Source organism: Clostridioides sp. LIBA-6822 (assembly GCF_056688955.1).
Genome location: NZ_CP196995.1, coordinates 2,269,342 through 2,287,216, shown reverse-complemented (window position 1 = coordinate 2,287,216; position 17,875 = coordinate 2,269,342). Strand labels below are relative to the sequence as shown.

General features: G+C 25.3%; 25 protein-coding genes and 1 pseudogene. 21 read left to right on the top strand and 5 right to left on the bottom strand.

Annotated elements, in window-relative coordinates:
* Positions 1–345: 345 nt before the first annotated feature.
* Positions 346–1,218 carry a MurR/RpiR family transcriptional regulator gene (locus ACTG48_RS11095; protein ID WP_021384902.1) on the top strand — a complete coding sequence of 291 codons (873 nt, stop codon included), beginning with the start codon at positions 346–348 and terminating at the stop codon, positions 1,216–1,218.
* A gap of 151 nt (positions 1,219–1,369) precedes the next feature.
* Here the strand turns inward: ACTG48_RS11095 and ACTG48_RS11090 are convergent, their stop codons facing one another.
* From ACTG48_RS11090 to ACTG48_RS11080, 3 genes are read right to left on the bottom strand one after another with little or no spacing between them, the layout of a single operon-like run.
* Positions 1,370–1,543 (bottom strand): phage integrase family prophage LambdaCh01, encoded by a 174-nt coding sequence (locus ACTG48_RS11090; RefSeq protein ID WP_021384888.1) that lies wholly within the window; start codon positions 1,541–1,543, stop codon positions 1,370–1,372.
* A gap of 30 nt (positions 1,544–1,573) precedes the next feature.
* Positions 1,574–1,900 carry a hypothetical protein gene (locus ACTG48_RS11085; protein ID WP_479918791.1) on the bottom strand — a complete coding sequence of 109 codons (327 nt, stop codon included), beginning with the start codon at positions 1,898–1,900 and terminating at the stop codon, positions 1,574–1,576.
* Between the two features lie 45 nt (positions 1,901–1,945).
* Positions 1,946–2,128 carry an Arm DNA-binding domain-containing protein gene (locus ACTG48_RS11080; RefSeq protein WP_021384900.1) on the bottom strand — a complete coding sequence of 61 codons (183 nt, stop codon included), beginning with the start codon at positions 2,126–2,128 and terminating at the stop codon, positions 1,946–1,948.
* 326 nt (positions 2,129–2,454) lie between these two features.
* Between ACTG48_RS11080 and ACTG48_RS11075 the strand changes: the two genes are divergently transcribed.
* The 18 genes and pseudogenes from ACTG48_RS11075 to ACTG48_RS10990 all read left to right on the top strand — a co-directional run bounded on the left by ACTG48_RS11075 (position 2,455) and on the right by ACTG48_RS10990 (position 14,686).
* The gene (locus ACTG48_RS11075; RefSeq protein ID WP_479916873.1) at positions 2,455–3,897 is read left to right on the top strand and encodes a cell wall-binding repeat-containing protein; all 1,443 of its coding nucleotides are present in this window, start codon (positions 2,455–2,457) and stop codon (positions 3,895–3,897) included.
* 1,313 nt (positions 3,898–5,210) lie between these two features.
* Complete coding sequence (locus ACTG48_RS11070; protein ID WP_021384851.1) at positions 5,211–5,480, top strand: ORF6N domain-containing protein; 270 nt, start codon at positions 5,211–5,213, stop codon at positions 5,478–5,480.
* Between the two features lie 361 nt (positions 5,481–5,841).
* Positions 5,842–6,015, top strand: a pseudogene (locus tag ACTG48_RS11065) (ORF6C domain-containing protein); the annotation flags it as partial.
* Positions 6,016–6,519: 504 nt separating this feature from the next.
* Positions 6,520–6,795, top strand: a complete 276-nt coding sequence (locus tag ACTG48_RS11060) for a heavy metal-binding domain-containing protein (RefSeq protein ID WP_021384859.1) — start codon at positions 6,520–6,522, stop codon at positions 6,793–6,795.
* 91 nt (positions 6,796–6,886) lie between these two features.
* Positions 6,887–7,072, top strand: coding sequence for a DUF4177 domain-containing protein (locus ACTG48_RS11055; protein WP_021384869.1), 186 nt, complete (start codon positions 6,887–6,889; stop codon positions 7,070–7,072).
* Between the two features lie 358 nt (positions 7,073–7,430).
* Positions 7,431–7,781 carry a hypothetical protein gene (locus tag ACTG48_RS11050; protein ID WP_479916872.1) on the top strand — a complete coding sequence of 117 codons (351 nt, stop codon included), beginning with the start codon at positions 7,431–7,433 and terminating at the stop codon, positions 7,779–7,781.
* Between the two features lie 460 nt (positions 7,782–8,241).
* Complete coding sequence (locus ACTG48_RS11045) at positions 8,242–8,808, top strand: hypothetical protein (RefSeq protein ID WP_021384867.1); 567 nt, start codon at positions 8,242–8,244, stop codon at positions 8,806–8,808.
* A gap of 279 nt (positions 8,809–9,087) precedes the next feature.
* A complete protein-coding gene (locus ACTG48_RS11040) occupies positions 9,088–9,489 on the top strand; it encodes a hypothetical protein (RefSeq protein WP_021384847.1) in 402 nt (133 codons plus the stop codon).
* A gap of 546 nt (positions 9,490–10,035) precedes the next feature.
* On the top strand, positions 10,036–10,203 hold the full coding sequence (locus ACTG48_RS11035; protein WP_479918790.1) for a phage tail assembly chaperone: 168 nt from the start codon (positions 10,036–10,038) through the stop codon (positions 10,201–10,203).
* The gene (locus ACTG48_RS11030) at positions 10,200–10,325 is read left to right on the top strand and encodes a phage tail assembly chaperone (protein WP_479916871.1); all 126 of its coding nucleotides are present in this window, start codon (positions 10,200–10,202) and stop codon (positions 10,323–10,325) included. Before ACTG48_RS11035 ends, ACTG48_RS11030 begins: the two co-directional genes overlap by 4 nt.
* 182 nt (positions 10,326–10,507) lie before the next feature.
* The gene (locus ACTG48_RS11025; RefSeq protein ID WP_021384844.1) at positions 10,508–10,762 is read left to right on the top strand and encodes a hypothetical protein; all 255 of its coding nucleotides are present in this window, start codon (positions 10,508–10,510) and stop codon (positions 10,760–10,762) included.
* A gap of 57 nt (positions 10,763–10,819) precedes the next feature.
* Positions 10,820–11,152 carry a DUF6054 family protein gene (locus ACTG48_RS11020; RefSeq protein ID WP_021384853.1) on the top strand — a complete coding sequence of 111 codons (333 nt, stop codon included), beginning with the start codon at positions 10,820–10,822 and terminating at the stop codon, positions 11,150–11,152.
* Between the two features lie 107 nt (positions 11,153–11,259).
* Complete coding sequence (locus tag ACTG48_RS11015) at positions 11,260–11,433, top strand: hemolysin XhlA family protein (RefSeq protein ID WP_154106837.1); 174 nt, start codon at positions 11,260–11,262, stop codon at positions 11,431–11,433.
* 124 nt (positions 11,434–11,557) lie between these two features.
* Positions 11,558–11,695, top strand: a complete 138-nt coding sequence (locus ACTG48_RS11010; protein WP_479918789.1) for a phage holin family protein — start codon at positions 11,558–11,560, stop codon at positions 11,693–11,695.
* Between the two features lie 78 nt (positions 11,696–11,773).
* Positions 11,774–11,896, top strand: a complete 123-nt coding sequence (locus ACTG48_RS11005) for a hypothetical protein (RefSeq protein WP_479916870.1) — start codon at positions 11,774–11,776, stop codon at positions 11,894–11,896.
* Positions 11,893–12,114, top strand: coding sequence for a hypothetical protein (locus ACTG48_RS11000; protein WP_479918788.1), 222 nt, complete (start codon positions 11,893–11,895; stop codon positions 12,112–12,114). Before ACTG48_RS11005 ends, ACTG48_RS11000 begins: the two co-directional genes overlap by 4 nt.
* A 116-nt stretch (positions 12,115–12,230) precedes the next feature.
* Complete coding sequence (locus tag ACTG48_RS10995) at positions 12,231–12,497, top strand: hypothetical protein (protein WP_479916869.1); 267 nt, start codon at positions 12,231–12,233, stop codon at positions 12,495–12,497.
* Between the two features lie 290 nt (positions 12,498–12,787).
* On the top strand, positions 12,788–14,686 hold the full coding sequence (locus tag ACTG48_RS10990) for a cell wall-binding repeat-containing protein (protein WP_479916868.1): 1,899 nt from the start codon (positions 12,788–12,790) through the stop codon (positions 14,684–14,686).
* 60 nt (positions 14,687–14,746) lie between these two features.
* Here the strand turns inward: ACTG48_RS10990 and ACTG48_RS10985 are convergent, their stop codons facing one another.
* Together ACTG48_RS10985 and ACTG48_RS10980 are read right to left on the bottom strand one after the other, a co-directional pair.
* Positions 14,747–15,064: a hypothetical protein gene (locus tag ACTG48_RS10985; protein WP_479916867.1), complete on the bottom strand. Its 318-nt coding sequence runs from the start codon at positions 15,062–15,064 to the stop codon at positions 14,747–14,749.
* A gap of 31 nt (positions 15,065–15,095) precedes the next feature.
* Positions 15,096–16,064, bottom strand: a complete 969-nt coding sequence (locus tag ACTG48_RS10980; protein ID WP_479916866.1) for a CPBP family intramembrane glutamic endopeptidase — start codon at positions 16,062–16,064, stop codon at positions 15,096–15,098.
* A 414-nt stretch (positions 16,065–16,478) separates the two neighbouring features.
* On the opposite strand from ACTG48_RS10980, the gene ACTG48_RS10975 reads away from it, so the two are divergent.
* Positions 16,479–16,766 carry a hypothetical protein gene (locus ACTG48_RS10975; RefSeq protein ID WP_021384848.1) on the top strand — a complete coding sequence of 96 codons (288 nt, stop codon included), beginning with the start codon at positions 16,479–16,481 and terminating at the stop codon, positions 16,764–16,766.
* A gap of 509 nt (positions 16,767–17,275) precedes the next feature.
* Positions 17,276–17,863: a TetR/AcrR family transcriptional regulator gene (locus tag ACTG48_RS10970; RefSeq protein WP_479916865.1), complete on the top strand. Its 588-nt coding sequence runs from the start codon at positions 17,276–17,278 to the stop codon at positions 17,861–17,863.
* The last annotated feature ends 12 nt before the right edge of the window (positions 17,864–17,875 follow it).

The following is a 17,875-nucleotide window of genomic DNA, read 5'->3' as shown; positions in this document are numbered from 1 at the left end:
CCCTTAAAAATACTTTAAATAATAAGCATACGATAGTTTGCTTTCAAAATAAAATATACACTTGAATATGCAAAATAAGATGGGAAACTTTTAAATGAGTAAAAATTGAAAAATTTAAAAGAAATATTGGATAAATATTAAAAAATGCAAGGAAAGATGGTATAATAAATTTAATCGAAAATACTATGTGATGTATAAGGTACAGAAAAGTTAGAATTTTATGAGTTTAAGAAGGTATGATAAAAACTAAGATGAAGTTGAGATAAAAACTAAATAATAGAATTTTTAGAAAAAAAGACAGTTTAACAAAAACAAAATAGTTTATATAACTAAAAGGAGAAAAAAATGGAAGAAACAAATGAAATGAAGGACAGTAAACATTTGATATCAAATATACAATCTCAGTATACGAGATTGAGTAAAGGTCAAAAACTTATAGCACAATATATTTTAAATAATTATGATAAAGTTGCATTTATGACTGCATGTAAATTAGGTGAAACTGTAGGTGTAAGTGAGTCTACTGTTGTAAGATTTGCAAATGCCTTGGGTTATAGTGGATATCCTAAATTACAAGCAGCACTTCAAGAACTCATAAAAAATAAGCTAACTACAGTACAAAGAGTTGAAATGGCACATGATTATTCCGATGATTTTGCAATATTGAACAAAGTTTTAAAGAGTGATATAGATAATATAAGGTCTACATTAGAAGAAATTGATGAAAGAGCATTTAAGGAAGCTTCTAATAAACTTTTAAGAGCTAGAAAAATATACATTCTTGGTATGAGAAGTTCTTTTGTGGTAGCTCAGTATTTAGGTTTTTACTTAGATATAATACTTGACAATGTGCATATAATTAGAATGGATATGGGAGATGCTTTTGAGCAGATTGTAAGAATAAATGAAGAAGATGTTATAGTTGCGATTAGTTTCCCTCGTTATTCAAAAAAATCTTATCAAATTGTAGATTATGCTAAGGAAAAAGGAGCGCATGTAATATCATTAACAGATAGCTTGTTTGCACCAGTAGCATCACTTGCAGACAATACTCTTTTAGTTAAAAGCAATATGGCTTCGTTTGTAGATTCTTTAGTTCCAGCACTTAGTATTTCAAATGCTCTTGCTATATCTGTTGGAATGAAGGAAAAAGAAGATATTAAACAACACTTTGATGATTTAGAACAAATTTGGAAGAGATATTCTGTATATGAGTAAAGTTTGCATATTAATAAATAATTTCAAGGATTAAAACGTTTAAATCTAGCCCTATTTAAACAAAGATATTATAAAAAAACTGACTGACACTTAACTGACAAATTCCTTTTTTTAGGTTTAACTGACATTTAACTGACAGTCAGTTTTTTGTTTATCTGAATAACATTTTGCTTAAATTATTAGATGCTTCTTTGTCCATTTCTTCTAAAACATGAGAATATGTATTCATAGTTATTTTTATATCTGTATGACCCAACCTTTCAGAAACTACTTTATTATTAGCATATATAAGTATTTGATTAATACTTATTGAATTGTTTTCCAAATCAACATCAGACTATCTAAGACCAAAGACTTATCCAATTCTTAAGCCCAATAACAACATTAATAGAATTGGTATTTCTAGAATATTATCCTTGAGTTTATCTATTAAAAATAATGTTTCTTCTCTATTATAAATATTAATTTTAAAATTATTATCTTTATGAGGAAGTTTTACAAAGTTACAAGGATTTTCTGTTATTTCTCTTAGTCTATAGGATTCTCTTAATACAGACCTTACAAATCCATATCTAGTTTTGATACTTTCGGATGTAAACTTAATGAATAATTCATTTAAAAAAGACTGAATTAAGGACGGTGTTACATCTATTAACTTTGTATCTTTAAAAAATGGTTCTATGTGATTTTTAATTCAAGATTTTCTATTTACAGTTGTATAAGGAAACTAGTTATTCTCATTTGTCATTATGTATTTATAGCATCTATCTACAAACGTTATATTGCTTTGAACAACAAATTTATTATTGTTTATAGTTGATTTTATTTCAATTAAATGTTTTTCAGCATCCTTTTTCTTTTCATAACTTCCATAGTTTTTCTGTTTCTTTTTTCCAGTTTCTTCTTCCACGTACTATACATATACATGAAATTTTTCATTTCTTTTTCTTATGAAAGCTGATTTGATGTTCATATGTACACTCTCTTTATAAGTTAGTTTTATAAAAGAACAGTAGGATTGACCTAATTATGTTACTATATTCTATCATGTAATATCATACAGGGCCAGCCTTAGAACTACTTTTTTCATTTTATCAATTCTTTACAGTTACATTATAACACGTATTTGGATATGCTTAAATTAATAGGAAGATAAATATTGTAAAGAAGGAAAAGAAAATTTAATGTAGAATTATTAAGATGTATGGTATTTCATATATAAAAGGGGGAGATATTGTGAGATTAAAAAAATTATTATCATTAGGGTTAACTATGTCAATGTTTGTTGTTGCTTGTCCTATATCTGCTAATGCTCTTGATAAAATCGATAAGATTCAAGGTACAGATAAATATGAAACTGCTGGACTCATTGCAGATAAACAAAACTATACTACTGCAATACTTGTAAATGCAGATAGTACTATGGCTGATGGTTTAAGTGCGAGTGGACTTGCAGGAGCTACAAATGCACCAATTCTTTTAACTAAAAAGAATAATATACCAAGTGCAACTCTTAAAAGAGTGGAAAAAGCTGATAAAGTATACATAATTGGTGGAGAAAGTTCTATTGATAAAGCAACTGAAAACGTTTTTAAAGATAGGGGTATAGAAGTTAAGAGGCTTCAAGGAAGTGATAGAATTAAGACAAGTTATAATGTAGCAAAAGAAATAGGAGTTATTAATAAGGTTAGTAAAGTTATATTAACTAATGCTTTTAAAGGTGAACCAGATGCTATGAGTATTGCGTCTGTAGCTGTTAGAGATAAAGCACCAATAGTATTAACTGATGGGAAGAGTGTACCATTTAACACTACTGGAACAGAAAGTTATATAATAGGTGGTACTTCATCAATGAGTGATAACTTAGTAAATGATACTAATTCGACTAGATTGGGTGGAGTAGATAGATATGATACTAATAAGAAGATAGTTAATAAATTTTATAATAGAGCAAATGAATTTTATATAGCTAGTGGAAAAGATTTAGTGTATGCACTTGTTGGTTCTACAACAACTAAGAATACTCCAACAGTTTTAGTTGATGATAATAGCAATAAGACTGTATTAAAAAGTGCTACTAAAATAACATCAATAGGAAATCTAAGTGATAGTGTGTTACAACAGTGCTTAAATATAACAAAAAATATAGGAAATTCAGATACTGGAAAAGAATATACAGTAGAGGATGCTGCTAATATAGTAAAAGACTTGTTAGGTGCTGAAAAGATTTATTTCAATTATGAATTTAAAAAAGGGGAAAGCTCAATATTTCTAATAGATAAAAATTTTGAGTATTCAGGGAAACAATTTTATATGTTTGGTTTTATGACTGGGCATACAGAAGGTGATGTTAGATATTGTGTAGAAAAAAATGATATAAGTAAAGTATATACATATAATGTTAATGGAGTTATGGAAGTGTGCAATCCAGATGATTATAAAGATACAGAAATGATAACAGAAGAAAAAGCAAAAAAATTAGCACTAGTAGAGTGTGCTAGAAGACATAATGTTAGTATTGATAGTTTAGTAGTTGATATGATAGACTTTGATAATATTAATGATATTAGTGTCTATACTGTAAGAATAGATTCAAAATATGATGCAGGTACATATGGATGGTATTTTATAGATGCCTATAGTGGACATGCTTATAAAGATATCTGGAATAATATTTAAGAAATTATTTTTTTATTAATTTAGATAAAGAAATTTTATATTTTATATTTTATATTAACTAAGTGGTATGTAAATGGCAGATAGTTTATTAAATGGTGTCAACTCTAAAAAGATTTTATATTAACTAAGTGGTTTGAAAATAATTGTTGTTTTTAAAAAATTTTAAACCAAAATAAGAAAAAGACTATGATAAGTATAGAATTAATTTTAATTATCATAGTTTTTTTATTGTGAATATAATATATTTTTAAAATAAATTATATAAAAATATTTTAAAAATATATACTAAAAATACAATTAATAATACATAAAAATAGAAAATATTTCCATAACTATATAAAAAGAGATTTTTTATTACAAATACGAGTTTTTTATTGTATCTGTAGAACAAAAGTATTATCATGTAAGTAAGATAATTATCTATTACAATTCTGAATAATCTAAAAATAATTCTAGAAATGAAAGAATATAATTACATAGTTTTATTAAAAGTTTGTTGGAGATTTCTGACTAAAAGTAAGAACGTAAGTTCTGTGATAGGGAGATGATAGTGTAGAAGAATAAATTTTTTATAAGTTATTAATTTTTTTAAGATTTGGATAATTTAAAAAAGAAATATGATATAAAATATAATAGATGTAAGAAGTAACTAGAATTATTACTCAATATAAAAAAGAGGATTAGCTCCTCTTTTTCATTTATCAGAATTGTTTTCTTCAGAAAAAATCTAACTATTTTTAAAGCTTTATCTTTAGAATCTTTATCAAGTTTATTAAAGTGTTCTAATAATTCTCTCATTTCATCAGTAGGATTTAATTTTTCTATCAATTCTTCTTATTTCAAATCAGAAATATTAATTTTTACGTTAGTTATTTTTAGCAAATATTATAGCGATATACGAAGGATTGAGGTTATATTGGAGGATATTATTCAAGGCAAAATAGAGTATAAAAAATGAACTTATTTCACCTTAACATAAAGTATTCTAATGAAATACATTAAAAAAACTATATAAATAACTGATAATTGAGTTGGCAATTAGATATATACATAAATAAAAAATAAATTTTTTAAAGCCAGTTAGATTGAGTTTTTTCTCTATCTTTGCAAGAAAAAAATATGTTGGTAGAAAAACAAGAATTGCAATTAAAAAATATATTAGATACTTTGGTATAGGATAATAGTCCATAAATAATCACCTCATAAATTAGTATAACCTTAGAATAATATGAGGGAGTGATAATAACAACATATTTTGCAGAGTTGTAAATAAATTGAAATCAATTATTTAGAAGAAAAAAGAGTGATAGATTATGAATGAAAATATAAATAAAGAAATAACAGTACTTGGAACTTTAGAAGTTGAGGAAATGAAATTTCATGATATTGAGGGAGGATTTAGGAAAGGTAAGAAAGCAATGTTAGTAAAGGATATAGCTGAGATACATAATAGAGAATTATTCAAAGTTAATGAACTGATTAACAATAACATAAAGAGATTCAAATCAAATATAGATATTATAGGTTTAAAGGCTAATCCTTCAAAAGGATTAGCTTATGAATATGTTGGATATAGTAAATAATCTTTTAATCAGTCAAGAAATATTTATTATCTGAGAGAGGTTATTCAAAACTACTTAAAATACTGGAAGATAATAAGGCTTGAGAGCAATATGAAAAAATAGTTTATGAATATTTCTTAATGAGAAAAGAATTAAATAATCCTATTTTAAGTGCGTCAAAGGAGTTACAAGTTATTTATGTTAGATAAGAGACAAGGAAGTCTTAGAAACTAAAATAGAGAGTGTTAATGAGAAGTTAGAGAACTTTATGGATGATGCTCCATTATTCAATCTAGAGTGTGATATTATTGTAAAATAAGTTAAGAGAGTAGCAAGAAAATTACTTGGTGGACATGGTAGTAGGTCTTATAAAAATAAGTCTCTAAGAGGGAAAGCTTACAGTGATATATATCATCAAATTAAACGAGAATTTGGAGTAGAAAGTTATAAAGCTATAAAGCGTTGTCAGTTAGATAAGGTACTGGAAATAGTAGATAATTATAAGCTATCTACATTTCTTGAAGAAGAAATAAGATTATTAAATAGTCAACTATAAATAGTAAGTTAAGGAAGGATTAGACTTTTCCTCTTTAAAGGGGAAAATCTCAATTAGTTAATTAAAAAGAGAAAAGGAATGCTTCTTTCACACTCCACTTGTCAAAAAATAAAACTTTTATATATAAGATTATAACAACATAAATAAATAATAGGAGTATGAATAAAAAGACACTATTCCAAGAAGCTGAGGGAAGATTACTTTAGAATATTAATCTACAGATACACTAAAAAGTAGATAAATTGAGAACGAAATTTTATATAATTTTGTATCTTAATTCAGAGATCTAAAAAGTGAGTGGGGCTTGGTAACCCTACTCACTATGCTTTATCTAGGTTCAATTCATAGAACTTGCTACATAATAGAGCACCTATTTTAAAAGACTAAGCTATAACAAACTTAGACTTTTGATTTTGAAAGTATTATAAAAGTATAACTGTTTTTGTTGAAATATTATATAATTTAGACTACTATTAAATAAAAAAGGTATTGGAGGATATAGACATGATTATAAGTACAGGAGATATTAAAGAGGAGTATGGGGTTATAGATGCTATATTTGCAATAGACTCTCATAAGGAAGGAATATTTAGAGGTGCAGACCCAAACTCAGCATTTAAAGGGGTAAAAGAACAATTAAAGAAAAAATGTGAACAATTAGGTGGAAATGCTGTAATCAATTGTCAATTTGAATATCGTATTGCTGTGGCAGATGGTTTTGCAAGCAAAAAACAAGTTGTTGAAATATTTGCATATGGAACAGCTGTAAAAACTTTGTAAAAATAGAGTTTAATCCAAAAGGTCATCTCAATAGATGGTCTTTTTTATATTATATTAATATAAAAGAAAATAATTACTAGGAGGTATGGATATGTATGAGTATAAATTTTTTCAGTTACCAGCTACACCACTTTTTAATAAAGGTAAAACTATAAATGATGTACGGATACCTATTTTAGAAGAAGAATTTAATAATCTAGGAAAAGATGGCTGGGACTTATTTCAGATAAATTGGATTGAAGGTATTGCTGTATTTAAAAGAAAAATTAAAGAATAAATTAGTGTATAATAAAATAAAAAATAAGGGGAATAACTATGAAATGCCCTAATTGTAGTAGCGAAAATATAGAGCAAGACATTTCTACAGTTAGCGAATCAGGATTTGTTATATATAAAACTGGTTTGTAATACAATACAAGATTTTCCTCTAAGGTATCTAAAACATATTCTGACTTATGCTTAGATTGTGGTGAAATAGTGAGAACTTATATAAAGGGGAAGATTGGCAGAAATTGGTGTAAAGATGAGAAATAAAAATACATAAGATTTAAAATGATTATCTTTATAGAGGGTACTTTATCTTTTAAAAATTAAATCTATGGGAAAATAGCCTAAATTAGTTAGGAGTGATAACTATGAAGAAAAATATTTTAGTGACATTGCTACCATTACTAACAATGATTATAATATTTGTTCTATCATTTGAAAATATAATAACTAATAGTTTAGGATTAAGCGATATGGATATAAAAGGAGCTCTTATTTCAGGTATAGTATTATTTATTCCATTTTCATTTTTAGTTAATGGTATAATATGTGCTATCAATCAAATAAATTGGAAAATTCCAGCATTAATATCACTTCTAGGCTCGATTATTATTATGATATATCTAAAATTTGATAGTACAGAAATGGCATTGTATTTATCATATTATTTTATAGCATATTGTATTGGATATTGGGTAGCTAGTTCAATGAAAAAATAAATTAAAAGGTCATCTTAACAGATGGTCTTTTTTTATACAATAAATTAAAAGGAGAATGAAATTATGAAATTTGAAGAAGTATATAAAAAGATTAAAGAATTAATAGAAATTATTTAAACTAATCTTAGGGTCTGTTGGATAATAATTAGCTTTATTCTTTACTATATGATATAATGTAAAATAGAGATAAGGAAGTGGTTAGTATAGGAATATTAAAAAGTGCTGAATTAATTAGGAAGATAGCACAAAGAATTGCTAGAGAAAAAGGAATAAGAGAGCAAGAGGCATGAAATGATGCTGTTACAGAGTATAAACAAAAACATAGATACTTAGTCTAGAGAATCATCTTTATAGATGGTCTTTTTTTATGTAAGAAGTTTGTGTAATAAATTAAAAATAAATGTAAAAAATATTATACAACTATAATAAGATAAAGTAATGTTTTTAAGGAGAAAAAGATATGCTCAATCAGTTTAATGAATTTCTTGGTAACTATATAAATATAATTTCTGTAATTGCATCATTTGCATCAATAGCAGCCTTGATTATATCAATTATAGCTTTTATGGAGTCTAATAAACAAGCCAAATTGATATTAAAATATAGAAGAAATAACGAGAATAATATGGCTGGTGATTATTATGAAAATGGTAATGGATATATTAGACTTGATTCGAATAATATAGATGATAAATCTGATATATATACTAAGATTCATAGTAATAACTTAGTTGATTTTGTAATAGAAAATAAAAGTACAATTGTTGCAAAAAGCCCTATATTAAGTTTGAAATTTATTAATATGGAAGTGGATATTGAAGAAAATAATAACTTTGAACAAATAAATAGTGAGCTCAGATGGCATCCAAAAGATAATACCACAATTCATAAAGGAATAAATTTTAGAATAGAGCAATTTAATTTTAAAAACTGTGTTATGCTTAAAAAAGAAGTTTATATAGAGGTGGTATTATCAGCTGATAATATGAAGACAAAAGAATTTAGAATACCAATAAAAGTATATTAAAGAACACTAGCAAGTGTTCTTTTTTTGTTTAATGGATTGGAGGCAGTAAATGAACAAAAGAGAAGTTGTGTATTTAAATTTAGAAGATATAAAACCTTATGAAAATAACACTTTAAAGATTCAATTAAACTTAAGTAAAATGTTTGTATAAATCTTGTGATATATTTAAAATCTTTTTAGAATAATTATAAATTTATATTGATAAACAACTGTAAGAGTAGACTTGTTTTATAGTATAATAAATTAATATATTATGCAGAAAATTAAGGAGATATACTTATGCAGACCTTAGATGTATACATGAAAAAATTATATCCACAATATCTAATCAAACATAGTGAAATCGTTGATGAAGTAACTGTTGATGTACGTACACCAACAGAATATGGTAGTATAACTAAATTAGAACATAATATCTCTGTTATTAATGAAAAAGAATATGACTTTTTGCACAGGAATAAACCTATTGCAGGAATTATTGTTTTATATGGTTTAATAAAAAATCGCAAAAAGATAAAAGATAAACTCCTATCTATTAGTGATAACAATAGTAAAAAGATAATAATTGCTTGTTCTAAAGGTAGGATTCGTAGTCCAGTTGTTTGGATGTATTCTAGATATTTAAAAATAGATTCTAAAGTATTATTGGATGGAATAAACTCTCTAAAAAATAATTCTTAAAAGCGAAAATTTGAGTATTTTGTAATTGTCGAATAGTTTTTGAAGGATATTAATCTTTGAAGTTGAATTTTATACTTTGGAAGAGATTAATATGGATGAAAAGTATTTGAAAGAATACTTATTTTATTATGAGAAATTAAAAGGTAAGAAGAAAAAATAAGAAACTATAATTTAATAATAATAGAAAAAATAAGTATATAAAATAATAGAACTGTAGTAGATTTAAATGCTAAAAATAATATGTTGATATGGTTTTATCCAGCATTGACTTTGTTTATTGCAATAGATAGTTGAAAAGTTCGATTTAATATCAGGTACAATATAAAATACACATTTATAAATTATAGATGTGTATTTTTTATATGAAAAAATAGAATAAGAGGAGATTAAAATAATATGAGTAATTTAAGTGCTTTTTTAGCCTGAAATACGACAAAGATTGACAATGTAAAATATGTGGCAAGTGATAGATTCTTAGATGAATAAGGAAAACCAGTCAAATGGAAATTAAGAGTTTTATCTTCTGAGGAATACGAAGCCTTAAGAATAAAGTGCACTAAAATGGTAAAAGTTGTAGGCAATAATGGGAAAGCTATAGGAAAATATACAAGTGAAATTAACTACAATAGCTATGTAGCTGAATTATGTACAGCATCAACAGCATTTTCTGATTTAAAGAATGCTGATTTACAAAATAGTTATGGAGTAATGTGAGAATCTCAGCTATTAAAACAATGCTTACAGCAGGAGAATATATAAATTACAGAGTAATAGTAAATGAGGTTAATGGATTTGATACTTCATTTGAACATAAGATAGAAGAAGCAAAAAACTAATTCGAGGTGGAGAAGAAGGTAGAACTTAAAACTAAAGATTAAATTGGTATAGTCACATTACTAATATATGAAAATGTTGCAATTTTGGAAATAGATGGATATATATGTTGTATAGTATAATATAGATAATATATTACTAAGTAAAAAATAACAAATAAATCTAAATTATGAGAGGTGTGTTTATGGAAAATAAGGATATTAAACTTACAATATGTATATTTGCTTTTGTAATTGGAATAATAGTGTTATTTTGCTGTATAGGCTTAGGGCAATTTAATATAGAATGTATTATGCGACAAAATGGTGGAACAATGGATACGAACCAATATAATATATATTTAGAACAATCTATTTCACAGTATAGAAATTTTGGTTCTATATTGGCTTTATTAGGAGGAATAGGAATACTGTTTGATAAAAGTGTTAGAAAATACTAAAAAAGTACGTTTTTATTAAGATAAAAATTAATCTTTATTAAGGATGTGATGAATGATATGTCAAGAGAAGTATTTACTGTAAAAATTACACCAGTAGAAGCACAGAAAATGGTAGAAAAGAATTTGGATGCAGATATAGTTTTTTCTGATATGTATAGCTTAGGTGATGGTAAACTTATACTAATTACAACTTTCGACAAATATTATGCAAGAAGTAATAGTAATTCAGGGTTAGTAGTTATTTGTGAAAATACAACTGGAAAAACTCTTGTTAAAATTGCTTCAACTGGAAGTTCGATAGGAGTTCTTCAAATTGATTGGGGAGTAGGAAATAATTTGATTAAAAGAGTAAAAAATATTCTTAGTGATTATATTTATAGGTGTAATTAATATTAATAAAGGTTAAAACTGTACTTATTGTGTCCAATGTAAACAATATAGAACTTAAAATTGTTTTTGCTACACTCAAAGATAATTTGAAATGAGATAATGTAAAAATAAATAAAGATAATGATGAAATAGATGAATTAAAAGTAGCAAATATAGAGTCTAAAGCAGAGTTAAAAGCATTGTGTGAGAACTTAGATTCACTCACAAGTATGTTAAAGTGGTTGATTGGAACAATGTTAGTAGGATTCTTTATATTTGCAATTCAAAGAAGCATATTTTAAAATAAGAGGAACAGAAATGGATAATTTAATAAGTTTTATACCTGAGCAGTTACTAATTTTAGTAGCTGTTCTCTTTATTATAGGTAAAGAATGCAAAAAATATAAATAACTAAATAATAAATAGATTCCAGTAGTCTTATTAGCACTTGAAATAGGTTTTTCAGTATGCTCTCTAGGATTAAATCCAACATCAATCTTACAAGTTGTAATTTGTTGGGGGATATCAATAGGTATAAATCAAACTTACAAACAGTTAAAGTAGGAAAATAAATAATGAAAATAACAATAATACCAGAGCATACGCTAACAGGTAAAGGAACAGGAGCATTTGGTTATATAGATGAAGGAAAAGAAAATAGAAATACCAACTGATTTAATTGTTAGATGGTTAAAACAAGGTGGAGCAACTGTATATACTTATAAGATAAATCGAATAATTATCTATCTGAACAATGTCAAATAACAAATAAACAAGACATAAACTTAGCAGTACAAATTCACTTCAATGTAAATAGTACAACACTAAATTCTATGCGTACAGAAACAATATACAAAACTAATAATGGCAAAGTGTATGCAAATAGAGTAAATGATAAATTAGCAACAGTATTTAAAAATAGGGGTGCAAAATCAGATGTAAGAGGTTTTTACTGGCTTGGTAAAAAGCACCAGCAATTCTAATCGAAGTATGTTTCGTAGATAGCAAAACTGATACAGACTATTATATTAAAAATAAAAATACGGTTGCGAAACTTATAGCAGAGGGTATATTAAATAAGAAAATAGATAATATTGAAGTGAAACAAATGTATAAGCATACAGTAGTTTTTGAAGGAGAAATTGAAAAGGTATTAGCACAAATAGTCAGCTGGAATTATAAAGAGAGTGAATGTTTAGTTTATGATATAAAAGATTATAAGCTATATCAAACAGAAAATTTATATATTATAGGTGGAGGAGCATGGAATAAGATAAGTTCTATAACTAAAGAAAAATACATTATGATAAAGGGTAATGATAGATTTGATACACTTTACAAAGCGTTAGATTTTATAAACAAATAGATTTAATTGATAGAAATATATTGAAATTAGAAAATATTACATATAACTAAAAGTGGTAGGTTAAACTTATCACCTTTTTTTATATATTTTCATTACCTAAGTTATACCTGTGAATGTGTATTTAAAATACATTCTTAATAATATAAAATCTAATCAAAAATGGACAATTCTTCAATGGATAATTTACTATTATTTATATATTAGAATACATTTTAGAATTATTGCTAAAAATGTAAAAATATGTTAAATTCTATATAAAATTATATTATTGTTAAAGGGGGTAATATCAAATGAAATGGGCTAGTAAAAAAATATTTATTTTATTATTATCAAGTATAACAATACTGTCTTCAGTTGGAGGAGTAAACGCATTAGAAATTAAAATGAATAGCAATTTAAAAAAACAGATAGAAAAGAGGACTACTATACCCGCTTTAGATACATTGACAATGGTACAAGCTTTTCCAGATGCAAATTTTAGAGCATATCTTTGTGATATTCTATCTATAAAAGATGAAAATGTCCTTATATCTACAGACTCTAAGGATAGAATTGAAGCTATAGATGAATTGGCTGTATATGAAAAATCAATAAAAGATTTATCTGGAGTTAATTATTTCGTTAATTTAAAATGGTTATATTGTAGTAATAATAACTTGGAAATATTAGATGTAAGTAATAATCTAGAACTTGAGACTCTAAGTTGTTATGGAAATAACTTGGAAACATTAGATGTAAGTAATAATCTAAAACTCACAGATTTAAATTTTGGTGGTTTTGGTGGTAGTAATATTAAAACATTGGATATAAGTAAAAACAAAAAACTTGAAATACTATATTGTTATAATAATAACCTAAAAACATTAGATATAAGTAATAATCCAGAACTTACACATTTAAGTTGTTTTGGTAATGGCTTAAAAATATTAGATGTAAGTAATAATCCAAAACTTAAAGAATTATATTGTGATGATAATGACTTGAAAACATTAGATGTAAGCAATAATCCAAAACTTGAAAACTTATATTGTCGTGATAATAACTTAAAAACATTAGATGTAAGTAATAATCCAGAACTTAAAGATTTAAGATGTGGTGGTAATGACTTGAAAACATTAGATGTAAGCAATAATCTAGAACTTACACATTTAAACTGTATTAATAATATGCTTAAAACATTAGATGTAAGTAGGAACAAAAAACTCATATACCTTTATTGGGAAAACCAGAGAGAACCAAAAGAATCATCTGGAGGAGGTTCTTATACTCCAAAGTCAATAGTAACAAAGAAAGATTCTTTAGTAGGTTCTGATAGATATGAGACTTCAATAAAAATAAGTAAAAAAGGCTGGGATAATGCAGATAATGTAGTACTTATAAATAGTTCTAGTATATCCGATGCACTATCAGCTACACCATTTGCAAAAGCTAAAAATGCCCCAATACTGCTTACTCAAAATGATGATTTAAATCAACTAACAGAAAATGAAATAAATAGATTAGGTGCAAAAACTATCTACATAATCGGTGGATTTAATTCTGTAGATGCTAGTATTGAGAAATATTTAAAAGGCAAAGGTTTAAATATAATAAGAATATCTGGGAATGATAGATATGATACTTCAATAAAACTAGCAAAAGAATTACATAAAGAAAATAAACTGTCTAAATTAGTTTTAGTAAATGGAGAAAAAGGACTCGCTGATGCAGTAAGTATGGGAGCAGTATCAGCAAAAGAGAAAATGCCAATACTTCTTACTAACGAAAATGATGATATGAAAGCTATAGAAGAATTGATTGATAATAAGGATATATCAAAATCATATGTAGTGGGTGGAGATAGTCTATTTAATAAAGATATTGGAGATAAACTTCCATATGTAATTAAAATAGCTGGAGAAGATAGAGGAGAAACTAACTCAAAAGTAATAGATTATTTTTATGATAATAACATTTTAGATAATTTATATATTGCAAAAAATGGAGAAAATAGAGAAGATGATTTAGTTGACGCTTTATCAGTAGGAGTACTTGCAGGTAAGACAGAATCACCAGTAATATTAGTTGGAGATGGAATAAGTGATACTCAAAAAAGTTTAATAAATAAAAGAGAATTTAGAAATATAACTCAAATTGGTGGCGATGGAAATGAAAAAGCTTTTAGTGAAATAGAAAACTTAGTGAAGTAGATAGATTAGAAGGTAGTAACTAGAGTTAGTTGCCACCTTCTTTTTTAATAAATTTAAAGTTTATATAACAATATACCTTTTTCTAATTAAATAATATAACATTGTTGTTATAATAGCTGCTAATATCATTTCTATTATTGTAATGTCTAATATTCTTGTAAATAAGCCTATTGCTATGTATTCAAAGCTTATTGCGTAGCGATAAAGCACTTCCAGTTTAACAGTTCTTTTTCTATCTATATTTCCATACTTTAATTCTAATTTATCTAAATATTCATCACTACAAAAACCAATTTTATGTTTAATTAAGGCTATTATTGTAGTTAATATTATAATTCCTATTCCAATAAGTATAAGATTGATATTACCCAAATTCATAGTAGATACATCCTCTAGCATAATAATTTTTTTATGTATGATGTTTATATTCTTTTGTAAAGAGGAAAGGAAGATAAAATAATGATACAAATATAAGTCTTTCTAAAATAATATAATAGCTAAGTGACATTTCAGAACTATTACAAATAACATCCAAACTATTAATTAAAGCATGAATTATAGAACAAAACCATATATTTTTAGTTTTCAAATAAACATAACCTAAAAATATAGAAAGTCCGATTCCATAAATTAAATGAATTACACTTCCCATTATTGGAGCATCTGGACTATAGAATGTAAATTGTAAAGGTAAATGCCATAAACTCCAACAAACTCCTACAATTATAACACCTATTTTTTTGCCAAATTTATCAAAGAAAATACTTTGTAAAAAACATCTCCAGCCATATTCTTCAGACAAAAAAGGATAAATATATATTAGTGATATTATAATAAGGTTAAGATAAAATAAAATACCATTATAATTAAGATTATTTCTACTTATTATTAATCCAAGAATAATTTGAGAAAATATAAAGTAGACAACTAATAAAGTACCTGTTCTTACATTTTTTAGAATATACAGTTCATTTGATTTAAAAGAATGAATAATAAGATATAAACTGCTTATTAAAATTAATATAGAATTCACTAATTGATATTGATTGAGGTTTATTAAGTTAAATGATTTAGCAATAAATAATAAAAAATAACTAAGAAAAAGTAATATTACTAATGAATAAAACTTATACTCATTATTAGTTTTTCCTTCTGAGTAAAATTTTGCAATAGCGACAGAAGATAAAGGCAATATCATCATGAATGATGCAAAGTTTTCTGGGTCAATAAACTTATTGAAATATAATAGTAAACCTAGTAAATAAGTTAAACCAAAAGTTATAGAAAAAAATATTATAATCTGTATTTTCTTTCTTTTTTCCTCGTTTTCAATATATTTTGGATTTAATAAATCAATCCATTTTTCTTGTAACTTCAATAGAAAAACCTCCTTTAAGATATTATTTTCTTTTTTATAATAACCAACTTATATAAGATTTATCTTTCTTAATCAAAGTATACCAGTAAGATAAGTACAAAAAGTATATAAAGTATTACAAATATATATAATAAAAATTAATAATGAGATAATGAATAGCAAAAAAATAATTATTTTGCAGAAATAGATTTAAATTTCTCAAAATTTATACTATAATTTATGTAAATAAGTAGATATCCTTATAAAATTAAAAAATTTGTATCATTTGAAATATCAGTATTGATGATTTTTTAGTATATGTACAAAGATAAAGAGAAGTGTATCAAGTGCCACTCGGACTGATTATGTAGATGTTTTTATAGGAACTAAATTTGGTTTAGCATAAAATACAAATATAGAATTTAGGTGCTTTTTATGAAAAAAATTTTATGGATTTTATATAGCTTTATAGTTATTACGATTAATTTTATATTAAAAGAAAAAAATTATAACTTTATTTTACTGGCAATCTTTTTTATACTACTATTAATTCAAAATGGAGTATTAAAAACAGGTTACCAAAATAGAGCTACCTTTTATCAAGATAATTATTTTAATGAAGAAGATAAAAATGATGAGATAAAACTTATGACTATAAAGAATTTTATATTTTTGTCATTACCATTATGCTTTAATATAATATTTAACTATTTAACTTCTTAAATTGCATTTAGATTTATTTTAGTAATAGATAAATTAAATTTAAATATTAGATAAAAAGGTAGTAACTATTTAATTATAATTACTACCTTTTTTGTTGCGGATAAAAATATTAATAAATTGTGGAAAACTCATACAAAAACTGTGAATAAAATATTTAACTGACATGTATATACAATCTAAAATATAGAATGTTGAAAAATCAATGTTTATAGATGAAAATACAAGATAAATCTTATTCTGTATATGAATAATAATGTTATAATTTTTTAAACAGAGGAAAAGGTAATAAGGCTTTTGTCTTCCTTTTTCTATGCAATAAAACTTAAAGCTAAGTCATTCAATTTTTCACAGGAATTAGGGCTGACAACAATAAGCGTGATTTCTCAAGTTCCAGCGAGAGCCAAAGTACGAAAAGTGAAAAACTCTCTATTGACATAGTTAACTCGATATGCAACAATAGTTATATAACATATGTAATTAAAAAATTGCCAATAAGGAAGTGAAATTTAATGCCACCTAAATCAAAAATAACAAAAGAAATGATTTTGAATACTGTATTGGAGATTACAAAGGAAACAGGGTTTGAAACTGTAAATGCTAGGAGTATTGCAAGTAAATTACAATGTTCTACTCGACCTATTTTTACTTGTTATGAAAACATGGATGAATTAAAAAGCGAATTTCTTACTTTTGCATATGAATACTATGAGCAGTATGTTAATAATTATCGTAATTCTGTAAATGTCAGTCAATATTTAATCATTCCTCTTTCATACATTGAATTTGCTCAAGAAGAAACACATTTATTCAAGCTATTATTTATAAATGATATGGATTTGAATATGACAGAGACTAATGATTTTTATAAAGAGTTTGACAATGAAAAAAAGGCAATATCTTTTTCAGAAACCGTTGGAATAGAATTAGAACATGCAAAAGTAATATTTTTGGATTTATTCCTTTATACCCACGGCATAGCAGTTTTAACGGCTACGAAAAAATTAATATTAGATAGAAATAGTACCGAAAAAATGGTGAGAAATATACTGTCAGCTTTTATAAGACAAGAAAAACCAGATTGGAATTTATCTATTTAATGTTTATTAACT